The organism is Streptomyces sp. V2I9, assembly GCF_030817475.1.
Taxonomy (GTDB): domain Bacteria; phylum Actinomycetota; class Actinomycetes; order Streptomycetales; family Streptomycetaceae; genus Streptomyces.
This window is the reverse complement of sequence record NZ_JAUSZJ010000002.1, coordinates 2,841,990-2,854,646: the sequence shown is the minus strand read 5'-3', so window position 1 is coordinate 2,854,646 and position 12,657 is coordinate 2,841,990. Positions and strand designations below refer to the sequence as shown.

Annotated in this window: 10 protein-coding genes and 1 pseudogene; 3 read left to right on the top strand and 8 right to left on the bottom strand. The window is 74.3% G+C overall.

Going from position 1 to position 12,657, the window contains the following annotated elements:
* Window position 1: 1 nt before the first annotated feature.
* Window positions 2-349, bottom strand: a pseudogene (locus tag QFZ71_RS12430) (trypco2 family protein); the annotation flags it as partial.
* Window positions 350-804: 455 nt separating this feature from the next.
* On the opposite strand from QFZ71_RS12430, the gene QFZ71_RS12425 reads away from it, so the two are divergent.
* Window positions 805-1,506: a M23 family metallopeptidase gene (locus QFZ71_RS12425; protein ID WP_307668299.1), complete on the top strand. Its 702-nt coding sequence runs from the start codon at window positions 805-807 to the stop codon at window positions 1,504-1,506.
* Window positions 1,507-1,736: 230 nt separating this feature from the next.
* Here the strand turns inward: QFZ71_RS12425 and cseC are convergent, their stop codons facing one another.
* From cseC to QFZ71_RS12400, 5 genes are all read right to left on the bottom strand, one after another.
* Window positions 1,737-3,074, bottom strand: coding sequence for a two-component system sensor histidine kinase CseC (gene cseC, locus QFZ71_RS12420; protein WP_307668298.1), 1,338 nt, complete (start codon window positions 3,072-3,074; stop codon window positions 1,737-1,739).
* Window positions 3,075-3,104: 30 nt separating this feature from the next.
* The gene (gene cseB / locus QFZ71_RS12415; RefSeq protein ID WP_307668297.1) at window positions 3,105-3,818 is read right to left on the bottom strand and encodes a two-component system response regulator CseB; all 714 of its coding nucleotides are present in this window, start codon (window positions 3,816-3,818) and stop codon (window positions 3,105-3,107) included.
* Window positions 3,819-3,968: 150 nt separating this feature from the next.
* Window positions 3,969-4,637, bottom strand: a complete 669-nt coding sequence (locus QFZ71_RS12410) for a hypothetical protein (RefSeq protein WP_307671434.1) — start codon at window positions 4,635-4,637, stop codon at window positions 3,969-3,971.
* Between the two features lie 152 nt (window positions 4,638-4,789).
* Window positions 4,790-5,458: a SigE family RNA polymerase sigma factor gene (locus tag QFZ71_RS12405; protein ID WP_307668296.1), complete on the bottom strand. Its 669-nt coding sequence runs from the start codon at window positions 5,456-5,458 to the stop codon at window positions 4,790-4,792.
* 273 nt (window positions 5,459-5,731) lie between these two features.
* A complete protein-coding gene (locus QFZ71_RS12400) occupies window positions 5,732-6,649 on the bottom strand; it encodes an A/G-specific adenine glycosylase (RefSeq protein ID WP_307668295.1) in 918 nt (305 codons plus the stop codon).
* A 303-nt stretch (window positions 6,650-6,952) separates the two neighbouring features.
* Here QFZ71_RS12400 and QFZ71_RS12395 point away from each other — a divergent pair, with 303 nt between their 5' ends.
* Window positions 6,953-7,681, top strand: a complete 729-nt coding sequence (locus QFZ71_RS12395; protein WP_307671433.1) for a hypothetical protein — start codon at window positions 6,953-6,955, stop codon at window positions 7,679-7,681.
* A gap of 252 nt (window positions 7,682-7,933) precedes the next feature.
* On the opposite strand, the gene disA is transcribed toward QFZ71_RS12395, so the two are convergent.
* Both disA and radA read right to left on the bottom strand, forming a co-directional pair.
* Window positions 7,934-9,058 carry a DNA integrity scanning diadenylate cyclase DisA gene (gene disA, locus QFZ71_RS12390; protein WP_003968311.1) on the bottom strand — a complete coding sequence of 375 codons (1,125 nt, stop codon included), beginning with the start codon at window positions 9,056-9,058 and terminating at the stop codon, window positions 7,934-7,936.
* An 80-nt stretch (window positions 9,059-9,138) separates the two neighbouring features.
* The gene (gene radA, locus QFZ71_RS12385) at window positions 9,139-10,551 is read right to left on the bottom strand and encodes a DNA repair protein RadA (protein WP_307668294.1); all 1,413 of its coding nucleotides are present in this window, start codon (window positions 10,549-10,551) and stop codon (window positions 9,139-9,141) included.
* Between the two features lie 212 nt (window positions 10,552-10,763).
* On the opposite strand from radA, the gene QFZ71_RS12380 reads away from it, so the two are divergent.
* On the top strand, window positions 10,764-12,647 hold the full coding sequence (locus QFZ71_RS12380; RefSeq protein ID WP_307668293.1) for a hypothetical protein: 1,884 nt from the start codon (window positions 10,764-10,766) through the stop codon (window positions 12,645-12,647).
* Window positions 12,648-12,657: the final 10 nt, after the last annotated feature.

Below are 12,657 nucleotides of genomic sequence, written 5' to 3'. Positions count from 1 at the left end.
CCGCCGCGCTGCCGCCGAATCCCGCCGTGGACCCGTCGTCGTCGGTTCCCACCTCCCACGCCTCGCCCGTCGCGGCGTTGCGCGGGGTCAGGGTGAAGGCGACCTTGTGCGTGCGGCCCGTGGTGCGGGCGGCGTCCGCACCCGCCTCCACCACCCATGCCTTCACCTTGCCGCCCGCCTTCGCCTCCCGGCGCAGTTCGAGGGTGAACTCCATCTGGATGTCGCCGACCGCGAAGGCGACCGGGTGGTCCGTGGCGCGGGTCGCCGCGTCGATGAGCTGGTTGCGGATGGACGCGACGGCATCGGCGAGCTCGATGCCGTCCAGCGCATGGGTGTTCTCCGCCGTCATGGGTCCCCCTGGGTGCGGTGCGGCTTTCCCGTCAGCGTAGTGAAGGAGCGTGCCGGAGGTCCCGAAACGGAAGGACCAAGGTCCCACCGGCGGTGACAAGGCGCACAGGCCGAAACGGGCCTACTACGCGGGCTAGGAGAAGGGGCCGGAAGAGGCCGTGGGACCTCCGGCCCCGCACCGGCAGGCCGTTTCGAGGTTTCACCCGATACGAACGTTTAGCGGTGCAATGTCCGGAAAGAGGCTCGTGGAAGAGGCGTCGAACCGCCTCCGCGCGAGGGATTTCGTGGCCCGCGCGACCACCTCATAACGGGACAACCTCATCCCATTCCCGCGGCCTCTTCTACGGCTTTTCTTCGTAGATGGGGTGTTTGAGCAGCGGCGGGGGTGCGGGTTACCAAGGTTGAGCAAGCCCGGACAGCACGCCGGGTCCACTCACCTTCGGAGGACTTCCCCGTATGAAGCGCGCAACGAACCAGCACACCATCCGCCCGTCCGCCTTCCGCGTCCGTGGCGCCGTCCTGGCCGCCGGCCTGGGGGCGTCCGTGGTGCTGGGTGCCGGTACGGCGTTCGCCTCCGGCGGCACCGAGGCCGCCGCCCCCCTCGCCGCGAGCACCACCGCCGACGCGGTCGCCGCCCAGGCCGCCGCGCAGGGCAAGGCCGCCGACGCGGTCACGAAGAAGGCGTCCGACGCGAAGAAGAAGGCCGAGGACAAGAAGAAGGCGGCGAAGAAGAACGCCGCCTCCTGGAAGGCCCCGGTCAAGAAGTACACGCTGACCGCCAGCTACGGCACCGGCGGCGCCCGCTGGGCCGCCAAGCACTCCGGCCAGGACTTCGCCGTGCCGGTCGGCACCAAGGTCACGGCCGCCCACACCGGCACCGTCGTGAAGGCCGGCCCGAACGGTGCCGGCGACGGCCCCGCGTACGGCAACGCCGTCGTGATCAAGCACTCCAACGGCAAGTACTCGCAGTACGCGCACCTGTCGAAGGTCAACGTGAAGATCGGCCAGCACGTGAAGACGGGCCAGAAGATCGCCCTGTCCGGCAACACCGGCAACTCCAGCGGCCCGCACCTGCACTTCGAGATCCGCACCACCCCGAACTACGGCTCGGCGCTGAACCCGGCCGCGTTCCTCCGCTCGGTGCACGTCTCCATCTGATCCGGCCGGCGTAACCGCGCGGCCCCACGGCACCCGCCGGCGCCCTGCGCCCGGCACCGCCGGCGCCGCGCAGCACAACCGAAGAAGCGTTCAGTGGACCCGTTACACCCCGGTACCCGGGGCGTGCGCGCCGGGTCACCCGACCGACGGCGACGTCGAGGACAGCCTCACGGCTCACTCCTCGGGGTCGCCGTCGGCGTTCCTCCGCGATCCCGGCGCACGCGTGCCGCTCAGCCCGACGGCCGGGACCGGTCCGCGTCCCGCAGCACCGGGAAGCTCCCGGTCACCGTCGGCGCGTGCTCCGGCAGCCACAGCACCGCGATCGCCCCGCCCGTGCCCTTCGCCGCACCCGAGGGGGCCGCGTTGCGGAAGGTCAGCCGGGCCCCCAGCACCCGTGCCTGGCCCGCCGCGATCGTCAGCCCGAGGCCGTGCCCGTGCCCGGCCCGGTCCATGCTCCCCGTACGGAACCGGCTCGGCCCGTCCCGCAGCAGCTCCTCCGGGAACCCCGGACCGTGGTCGCGGACCCGTACCACCCGGCCCTCGACGGTCACCTCCACCGGGGTCGAACCGTGCTTGGCGGCGTTCCCGAGCAGATTGCCGAGGATGCGCTCCAGGCGGCGCGGATCGGTGGAGACCCACGACTCGTGCACCACCTGCACGGTCACGTCGGGGTCCAGCAGCCCGATCCGCCGGCTGACGAACTCGCCCAGCGGCAGCATCTGGAGCTCCGCCCGCTCCGAAGCACTGTCCAGGCGGGCCACCTCCAGCACGTCCTCGACCAGCGTGCGCATCGCCTGCGCCCGGTCCCGTACCAGTTCGGTGGGGCGGCCTGGCGGCAGCAGTTCGGCCGCCGTGAGCAGCCCGGTCACGGGGGTACGCAGCTCATGGGCGATGTCCGCGGTGACCCGCCGCTCCGCCTCGATCCGCTCGTTCAGCGCGTCGGTCAGCGCGTCGACCGCCCGCGCCAGCTCGTCCGTCTCGTCGCGGACGACCCCGCCGACGGCCTCCCTGACCCGTACGTCCGTCTCCCCCTGGGCGACCCGGCCCGCCGCGGTCGCCGCCTTGCGCAGCCGCCGCGAGAGCTGGCCGCCGATGAGCACCCCGAGAGCGCAGCCGCCGAAGACCACGGTGACCGAACCGATGATCAGGGCCCGGTCCAGATCGTCCATGATCGTGGCGGAGCGGTCCGCGAACCGGGTGTGCAGCGAGAGCACGTCCCCGTTGGCCAGCGGCACAGCCGCCCAGACCTCGGGGACCCCGTCGGTGCCCTGCTCGACGTGGGTGGCCCGGCGGTTCCCGCGGACCTCGTCGCGCAGGCCCGGCGGCAGCGTCGGGTCGTTGAGCTTCGCCCCGAACTTCGGCCCGCCCTTCTGCATGCTCGTCGCCTCGTAGAAGCGCTGGGCGCCCAGCAGCCGCTCCAGCTGCACCTCACGGGCGTTGTCGATCATCGAGACGCGGGCCGCGTTGTGCACCACCAGGCTCAGCGCCACCGCGATGAGCGCGCCGACCGCCGCGATGGCGATGCTGATCTTCCAGCGGACGCCCGTCCGCAGGGCCAGCCGCTTCATCCGTGCCTCACCAGCCGCTCCACGCCCGCGTCAGCCGCGCAGCTTGTAGCCGAAGCCGCGGACCGTGTCGATCCGGTCCTGGCCGATCTTGGCGCGCAGCCGCTGGACATGGACGTCCACGACGCGGGTGTCGCCGCCCCACCCGTAGTCCCAGACCCGTTCCAGGAGCCGGTCGCGGGACAGGACGGTGCCCGGAGCGGCGGAGAACTCCAGCAGCAGCCGCATCTCGGTGGGCGTCAGCGCCACCTGCTCACCGGCGCGCCGCACCTCCATGCCGTCGGTGTCGACCTCCAGGTCGCCGAAGACCAGCACCCCGCCCAGCCCCTCGGAGCCGTCCTCCGCACCGCCCTGGCCCGGCCCGTCCGGCCCGGCCGCGTGGCCGAAGCGGCGCAGCACCGCCCGGATGCGGGCGACCAGGACCGCGCCGTCGAAGGGCTTGGTGACGTAGTCGTCGGCCCCGGCCTCCAGGCCGAGCACCACGTCGATGGCGTCGGCCCGCGCGGAGAGCATGATGACCGGCACGGTCGACTCGTCCCGGATGCGGCGGCAGAGGCTGACCCCGTCCAGGCCGGGCACCATCACGTCGAGCAGCGCGATGTCCGGCCGGTCGGCGCGGAACGCCTCCAGGCCCAGGAGCCCGTCGGGCATCGCGGTCACCGTGAAGCCGACCCGCTCCAGGGCGAGCTGGGTGGCCTCCCGGATGACGTCGTCGTCCTCGACGAAGAGGACGTGGGTCTCGGCCATGGGGCTGTTCTCTCGCTTTCCGTTCCCGCCCGGTCGCACCGGCACGCGTCACTTCACTTCTGCCGGAGCCGTCCTCGGCTCGCGGCTTCCGGGCGCCGCTCCCGGCCCTCGGCCGGTCCGGCCCCTCCGGACGTGGTCCCCGGCCCCGTCTCAGTTCCGGTCCGGCTCCACCGGCTCGTCCCGCGGGGCCGGTTCCACCGGCTCCGACTGCACGGGCAGGTCGCCGTCCGTGCCCTCGACGGCCCGGCTGAATTCGTTGTGCACCCGGTCGTGCTCGGTGAAGCGGTCGCTCGCCCAACGGTAGGTGACCACCTCCGAGCCGGACGGGTAGGCCAGCGAATCCTTCGACCCGTAGACCTGGGTCGTCACCACCAGATCGCCCCGGTCGATCGTTCCGTAGACGGCGGGGACCTCGACCGCGAAGACGTTCTCGTAGTCGCCCTTCTCGTCCGCCCGGTACACATACGTCCCGACGCTCACCGAGTCGGCGCAGCTCATCACGTTGACCACCACGTCGGCGGAGCGACCGCCGGTCATCGACCCGTAGGAGGTGTCGATCGGGTACGCACTGCCCGCGCAGGGCCTGAGTCCCTCCCTGACCCGCTCGCCCACCTTGGGGTCGTTCTTGAGCAGCTTCACGGCGTCGACCCGCCGCACGGGCGTGGCCGTGCCGGACGGGTCGGCCCGCGGGGTGGCCCGGGCGACCGGCTGACTGCCCGCGGGGCCCTCGTCCCGCGTGCCGGTGCCTCCGGTGGAGCAGCCGACGGTGAACAGCCCGAAGGCGACGAGTCCGGCCAAGGCCGTGCCACTCGCCGCCACACCCGTCCGGAAGCCCCAGCTCCGGTTCCGGTCCGGTCTGTCCGGGGCACCGTCGTCCGATGCCCCGTGGCCGTCCGGGGAGGACGTGCCGTTCCCGGCGGGGCCGCCGGGGAAACCGTCCCCGGAACCGCCCCCGCCGACGCTGCTGCCGTTCAGGCCGCGCACCGCTCCATCCCCCGCTCGTCGTGACGCCCGCCGCGCTGCGCCGGTGTGTGCGCCCCCGCCCCCGGCACCGTGGTGAGCGGCGACCGCTGGGCGGGGACCCGGCCGGAGGCGGCCGGCGTGCTCCGGTGGCCGCCGTGCTCCCGCGCGACCGCCTCGCGGCTGTCCAGCTCGCGGTTCTCCAGCTCCTGGCGCAGCCGCGCCAGGGCCCGGTGCAGCGTGCTCTTGACCGTACCGGCCGACATGCCGAGCGCCGCGGCCGTCTCCTCCGTGCTCATCTGCTCCCAGTGTCGCAGCACGACGACGCTGCGCTGCTTGGGAGCCAGAATGCCCAGGATGTCCATCAGCAGGGCGCGGTCGGCACGCTGCTCGCTGCCGTCGTCGACGCTCGCGTCGGGCAGCTGCTCGGTCGGGACCTCTTCGAGCTTGCGCGCCCGCCACCACTCCGTACGGGTGTTGATCATGACGCGGCGCAGGTAGGCGTCGGCCAGCGACTTGTCGGCGATGCCGTCCCAGCGGCCGTACGTGCGCACCAGGGCGGTCTGCAGCAGGTCCTGGGCGTCCACGGGGTCGGGGACCAGACGGCGTGCGCTGCGCAGCAACGCGTCCTGCCGTGTGCGTACGTACTCCTCGAACGCGAGCACCTCGCCCTGCGCCATGACCACCGCCTCCGTCCCCGGACGTCCCCGTGCACCGCCGGGCCGCGGAGGTATCCGCGGTCCCGGCCGCCTGCCGTACTGCTGTCGCAGACGCTACGGAGGCGTTGTCACGGCGATGTGCGGAGCAGCCGTAGACCGGTGCACGGCTGCCCATCGGTTGTGTAACAGCCAAGGCGGGAGTCTCCGCGCGGGCGGGGGCCCGCCGGGTGTGCATCAAGACACGCGCCCTGTGTAGCGATGGTGTTCTTCCGCTCCCCCCTCCCGGCCGGCGGATCAGGTCATCGGCAGCCGGTACCGCCCGTCGGCCAGCGGTTCGACGAGCCCGTCGGCGACCAGCCCGTCCAGCGCCCTGGCCCGCTGCACCGGCTCCTCCCACACCGCGTCCAGCGCGGCCTGCGGTACGGGGGCCACCGCCTCCCGCAACACCGCCAGCAACCGCCCGCGCACCTGGCGGTCGGTCCCGGCGTACGTCTGGCCCTTGCGCGGCGGCCCCTGGTGCGCGGGCTTCCCCGCCAGCCGCCAGGAACACCGCGAGGCGATGGGGCACCGGTCGCAGTCCTCGTTGCGCGCGGTGCACACGAGGGCGCCCAGCTCCATGGTGGCCGCCGCCCACTTCGCCGCCCGCTCGTCCTCCTCGGGCAGCAGCGCCCGCGCGAGCTTGCGCTCGGCGGCCGTGGTCGCGCTCGGCGGGTACTGCACCCCGGTCGCGGCGCGGGCGAACACCCGGCGGACGTTCGTGTCGAGCACCGCGTGCCGCTGCCCGTACGCGAACGAGGCCACGGCCGCCGCCGTGTACTCGCCGATGCCGGGCAGTGCCAGCAGCTGGGCGTGGTCGCTCGGCACATCGCCGCCGTGCCGTTCCGTTATCGCCTGCGCGGCCCCGTGCAGGCGCAGGGCGCGGCGCGGGTAGCCGAGCCGGCCCCAGGCGCGGACCGCCTCGCCGGGCGCCTCGGCGGCCAGGTCGGCGGGGCGCGGCCAGCGGGCGATCCACTGCTCGTACACCGGGAGGACCCGGTTGACCGGGGTCTGCTGGAGCATGAACTCGCTGACCATCACACCCCAGGCGCCCGCTTCGGGGCGGCGCCAGGGCAGGTCGCGGGCGTGCTGCTCGAACCATCCGATGACGGGCGTGTGGAGGGAGGAGGCGGCGGCGGGGGGCGTCTGGGCTGAGGGCGAAGTCATGGCAGTCATGGCACTGACGATCCTGGCACGGAAGGCGGGGCGGGTGTCACGGGCGGCGGGGGTGTCGGCCCGCGCGGCGGCTCACGGGGGGCAACGCCACCCGTTCTGTCCCCTGTGACCGGCTCGTGACGCCGTTCCCGTGATGATGATCGGCAAAACTTGTGGGTGGAGCGGCGGGTGGGGCCGGAGACGGCCCGGATCTCTCGTAGAGTTCGGAGCGTGGGATCTCTGCGCAATCCGGTCGGTCCGCTTCCCTCCAGCATCTACTGGCGACGAAGGGCGGTAGCGGGACTTCTGGTTGCGCTGCTCGCGGTGTTGGTCGCCTGGGCCGTGATGTCCGCCGGCGGTGGGGGAAGCCGGGACGACGGCAAGCCGGGCGGCTCCGACCCGGTCGAGTCGATCACCCCCGGCCCCGGTAGCTCCGGTCCCGCGATCAGCCAACAGCCGGGCGGGCGCGACGAGTCGGGTGACGAGGACGGCCCGGCCGGCACCGGCGGCTCCTCCGACGCCGGGAGCGACGGCGGTTCGTCCGACGGATCGTCAACAGGCGCTACGGGTACGGGCGGTGCGGACGCGTCCGGCGCGGGTACGGGCGGCGACGGTGCGGGCGGGCAGGTCCCGGCCGGCTCCCCGCTCCCCGAATGCAAGCCCGCCGAGGTGCGGTTGAGCCTGCGCACGAAGGTCAGTTACGGCCCCGAGGACAAGCCGAGGTTCGAACTGATCGCGAAGAACACCTCGTCGACCACGTGCAAGGCCGACTTCGGGCCGAAGAACGCGGTGCTCACGGTGACGGAGGCCGGGGGCGAGGACGACGAGCCGATCTGGTCCTCGAAGGACTGCCCCGCGGCGGCGGGCCCGCTCTTCCTGAAGGTCCCGGCGGGGGCGACGGTGATCCACACCGTGGACTGGAACCGGACGCTGTCCGCCCCGCGCTGCGCGACACCGCCGGCCGGCAAGGCGGGGCCGGGAACGTATCTCCTGGAGGCCAAGGCACCGGGCATCCCGGTGCAGCGGGCGTCCTTCGTCCTGGCGAAGGACTGACCCGCGCCACCGGGCCCGCGGGCGGCGCTCCGGCCGGTCCACCGTCTGAGGCCGGAGCCGTCTGAGGTCGGAACCGTTCGCGTGGCCGGGCGTGGGACGCGCGGTCCGGAGCGGGTCGGGCGATCCCCGGCCCGTCCGGCGTTCGAGGACGGAACCGTCGACGGGGACGGGCCCGGCCACCACGGGAAGGCGCGGGTACGCCCGCGATTCCCGCGCGGGGCGGGACGCGGCGCCGTACACGCCGCGTGAGCCTCAGACGTACCGCTCCAGGATCGACGACTCCGCCAGCCGCGACAGCCCCTCCCGCACGCTGCGCGCCCGCGCCTCGCCGACACCGTCCACCGTCTGGAGGTCGTCCACGCTCGCGGCCAGCAGCTTCTGGAGGCCGCCGAAGTGCTCCACCAGCCGCTCGATGATCGCGCCCGGCAGCCGCGGCACCTTCGCCAGCAGCCGGAAGCCCCGCGGCGACACCGCCGAGTCCAGCGTCTCGGGCGAGCCGCTGTACCCCAGCGCCCGCGCCACCACCGGCAGCTCCAGCAGCTCCGTGTGGCTCAGCGCGTCCAGCTCCGTCAGCGCCTCGGCCACCGTGCGCGACCGCTTCGCCGTCGGCTCGGGGACGTAGTCGCGGACGACCAGCTCCCGCTCCGGCTCCACGCCCGCGATCAGTTCGTCGAGCTGGAGCGACAGGAGGCGTCCGTCGGTGCCGAGCTCGACCACGTACTCCGCGATCTCCGTCGCGATCCGCCGCACCATCTCCAGCCGCTGCGCCACCGCCGTCACGTCCCGGACGGTGACCAGGTCCTCGATCTCCAGGGCGGACAGCGTGCCCGCCACCTCGTCGAGGCGCAGCTTGTACCGCTCCAGCGTGGCGAGTGCCTGGTTGGCCCGCGACAGGATCGCGGAGGACTCCTCCAGGACCCGCCGCTCCCCGTCCACGTACAGCGCGATCAGCCGCATCGACTGGGAGACCGAGACGACGGGGAAGCCGCACGCCTTGGAGACCCGGTCCGCCGTGCGGTGACGGGTGCCGGTCTCCTCCGTGTGGATCGAGGCGTCCGGGACCAGCTGCACGCCGGCCCGCAGGATCTTCGTCATGTCCTTGTCGAGGATCAGCGCCCCGTCGAGCTTGCACAGCTCGCGCAGGCGCGTCGCCGTGAACTCGACGTCCAGCACGAAGCCGCCGGTACACATCGACTCGACGGTCTTGTCCATGCCCAGCACGATCAGACCACCGGTATTGCCGCGGAGAATGCGCTCCAGGCCGTCCCGCAGGGCCATACCGGGCGCGACCGCGCTCAACGAGGCACGCATCAGCGCCTCGTTGCCGGTGCCTTGGCCGGACTTTCCGGGCGTCGTCGCCCGGTCGTTGGCTGCCACTGCACTCCTCCGGTCACAGGTTTGCGGTGCTCTCGCGTCCGCCGTGCCGTGTCCACGGGCGGGCGAGACCAGGGCAAAGTCTACCGGCGTGCGCCGTCGTCCTGTGGTGCCTCCTGGCGAGCCCGGCGCGGGAGGACCCGCAGAGCGTCGCCCATGTCGGCGACTTCCGTCACCTTCATGCCGGCCGGGACCTTCCCCGGGTCCGTCGGAACGAGGGCGTGGGTGAAGCCCAGACGGTGTGCCTCGGCCAGCCTCCGCTGCACCCCGGTGACCCGCCTGACCTCGCCCGCGAGCCCCACCTCGCCGATGGCGACCAGGTTCTTGGGGAGGGGGGTGTCACTGGCCGCGCTGGCCAGCGCGAGCGCGATCGCCAGGTCGGCGGCGGGCTCGGTGAGCTTCACACCGCCCACCGTCGCGCTGTAGATGTCCCGCTTGCCGAGCGCGCTGATCCGGCCGCGCTGCTCCAGCACGGCGAGCATCATCGAGACGCGGGAGGTCTCCAGGCCGGAGGTGGTGCGCCGGGGCGAGGGGATCTGCGAGTCGACGGTCAGCGCCTGCACCTCGGCGACCAGCGGCCGCTTGCCCTCCAGCGTCACCGTCAGACAGGTGCCCGGCACCGCCACGTCGCGGCGGGTCAGGAAGAGGCCCGAGGGGTCGGCGAGCCCGATGATGCCCTCGTCGTGCAACTCGAAGCAGCCGACCTCGTCGGTCGCCCCGTAACGGTTCTTGACGCCGCGCACCAGCCGCAGCCGGGCGTGCCGGTCGCCCTCGAAGGAGAGCACCACGTCCACCAGGTGCTCCAGCAGCCGGGGCCCGGCGATCGCCCCGTCCTTGGTGACGTGGCCGACCAGCAGCGTGGCCATCCCGCGCTCCTTGGAGGCCCGGATCAGCGCCCCCGCGACCTCCCGCACCTGGGCCATCCCGCCGGGCGCGCCGTCGATCTCGGGCGAGGCGACCGTCTGCACCGAGTCCAGGATCAGCAGCGAGGGCTTCACCGCGTCCAGATGGCCGAGGACCGCCGACAGATCGGTCTCCGCCGCGAGGTAGAGGTGGTCGTTGATCGCCTTGATCCGGTCGGCCCGCAGCCGGACCTGGCTCGCGGACTCCTCGGCGGTCACGTAGAGCGTGCGGTGGTCGTCGCTCGCCGCCTTCGCCGCCACGTCCAGCAGCAGCGTCGACTTGCCGACGCCCGGCTCGCCCGCCAGCAGCACGACCGCGCCCGGCACGAGGCCGCCGCCGAGCACCCGGTCCAGCTCGCCGACGCCCGTCGAGCGGGCGGTCGCCGTCCGGCTGTCGACCTGGCCGATCGGGAGCGCGGCCGTGGAGACCCGGCCGGCGGCGGTGGTGCGCACGGCGGGGGCGCCGCCGAACTCCTCGACCGTCCCCCACGCCTGGCACTCGGGGCAGCGGCCGAGCCACTTGGCGGTGGTCCAGCCGCATTCGGTGCAGCGGTAGGACGGACGGTCCTTCGCGGATTTCGTACGGGCAGCCATGGCGTCACCGTATCGGTGGGGTACGACAACGCCGTCCGCGCGGTCGAGGGGCGCACCGTCCCGCCGCGCGCAGGGCGCACGGAAGCACTCCGGGCGCACCCGTCCGATTCCCCGCTCTCTGTCCTCTTTCGAGGGATACCTTCACCCAGAAGGATGAAATGTGCTCAGGGGGACCCTGGGGTGTGCGCTCCTCTGCCTACGGTCGCCGGGTGATGAGCAGCAGGCTGGAGCCCCCGACGCACACCACCGGCGCACACCGGGCGCATCGCCGAACAGCCCGCCCCACCGCCCAGCGTCCGCCCGCACGCTACGAGCCGTATCTCGACGGACTCTTCACCTACTGCCTCTCCGTGCTCTGCGACCACGACGCGGCCACCGACGCGCTCGGCACGGTCCTGGCGATCGCGGACCGGCAGGACGGCCGGGGCCCCGCCGCCGAGGCGGAACGCCAGTCCTGGCTGTACGCGCTGGCCCGGTGGGCCTGTCTGCGCACTCTCGCCGAGCGTGCGCAGGGCCGCCGGGCCCACCGCCGCCCCTCCGGCCCGGCCGAGCCGCCCCGTACGGCCACGGCGTCCGGCCCTTCGCACCACCGGGGGGCGCGCACCGCCCGGCGCACGCCGGAGCACACATCGCCCGCCGCCACCCTCGCGTATCCCGCCCCCGCCGCCCACCCGGCCGCCGGACACCCGGCCCCCGCCACCCCCGAGGACGCCGCCACCCCCGCCCCCGCCGAGTCGCCGGCCGCCGAGGCCCGCCGCCGGGAGCTCGCCACGCTCGCCTGGCCCGAGGCCGCCGGCACCACCCCGGAGCAGCGCGAGGCCCTCGAACTGGCCGTACGCCACCGGCTCGCCCCGGTCGCCGTCGCCGCCGTCCTCGGTCTGGAACCGGCCGCCGCGCGGGAGCTGCTGGCCGGGGCGGCCTGCGAGGTGGAGCGCACCCGCGCGGCCCTCGCCGTCGTCGAGACCGGCGGCTGCCCCACCGTCGCCCGGCTCACCGGCGACCACCGGGTGCTGCTCTCCGCCGCCCTGCGCCGCGAGCTGGTCCGGCACGTCGACGACTGCCCCCGCTGCCGTCGCGCCGCCGAACGTGCGGACGCCGCCGGGCCCTGGCCCGGAGCGGCCCCGGTCGCCGCCCTGCCGCTGGTCGAGGCCCCGCGCCCCTCCGTGTACGTCGCCCTGGCGCAGGCCCAGCGCGCCCGCGCGGCCGGGCCGCGCTTCGACCGGGACGGGTTCCCGCTCGACCCCAAGGACCAGGCCGCCCGCCGGGACCGCCTGCGCGCGCGGGTGGTGACGACGACGGTCGTCGCCACGGTGGTCGCCGCCCCCGTGATCGCCCTGTGGGCCGCGTACCGGGGAGCACCGCAGACCGGCGAGGGCCATGACGGCACGACGGTCACCGCCACCGAGGTGGACGGCGCGAGCGGGATGAACGGCGACCCCTCCGAGAACGGTGACAGCCCGCCCGGCGACCGCTTCGGCGCGCGGGTCCCCGACGTCTCCGCCGAGGTCGTCAGCGTCGGCGGCACACGCCACGGCGACGCCGGGCTGACGGTGACGGCCCGTACCTCGGGGGCCGTCACGACGCTCACGCTGACCGCCGCCGGAGGGGAGCCGGTCAGCTGGTCGGCGGCGACGGACGCGCACTGGATGCGCCTGAGCCGTACGTCGGGCACGCTCGCGGCCGGACGGTCCACCACGGTCACGGTCGCGGTGATCCGGCACGCGCAGCCGGCCGGGCCGTGGCGGGCCCGGATCTCGCTGACGCCCTCGGGCTCCGCCGTGCTCATCGACGGCCACGGGGGCACGGTCCCGGCGCCGGGCGGCCGCCCCACCCGCCCCGGCACGCACCCGCCGCGCCCCACGGACCCGGTGCCCACGGACCCCGGCCCGACCGGTCCGGGCCCCACCGATCCCGGCCCGACCGACCCCGGCCCCACGGATCCGGGCCCCGGTCCGACCGACCCCACGGACCCGCCGGACCCGACCGGCCCGCCGGACCCCACGGACCCGCCCGAACCGACCCCGGCCCCCACCGGCCCGACGGACCCGGCCCCGACCGATCCCGGCCCGACCGACCCGGACCCGGCCACGGGATGAGGCCCACGTG

Excerpts from the sequence above, each read along its gene's own strand:
- QFZ71_RS12425 (WP_307668299.1), top strand. The coding sequence starts at position 805 with ATGAAGCGCGCAACGAACCAGCACACCATCCGCCCGTCCGCCTTCCGC.
- cseC (WP_307668298.1), bottom strand. The coding sequence starts at position 3,074 with ATGAAGCGGCTGGCCCTGCGGACGGGCGTCCGCTGGAAGATCAGCATC.
- cseB (WP_307668297.1), bottom strand. The coding sequence starts at position 3,818 with ATGGCCGAGACCCACGTCCTCTTCGTCGAGGACGACGACGTCATCCGG.
- QFZ71_RS12405 (WP_307668296.1), bottom strand. The coding sequence starts at position 5,458 with ATGGCGCAGGGCGAGGTGCTCGCGTTCGAGGAGTACGTACGCACACGG.
- QFZ71_RS12400 (WP_307668295.1), bottom strand. The coding sequence starts at position 6,649 with ATGACTGCCATGACTTCGCCCTCAGCCCAGACGCCCCCCGCCGCCGCC.
- radA (WP_307668294.1), bottom strand. The coding sequence starts at position 10,551 with ATGGCTGCCCGTACGAAATCCGCGAAGGACCGTCCGTCCTACCGCTGC.
- QFZ71_RS12380 (WP_307668293.1), top strand. The coding sequence starts at position 10,764 with ATGAGCAGCAGGCTGGAGCCCCCGACGCACACCACCGGCGCACACCGG.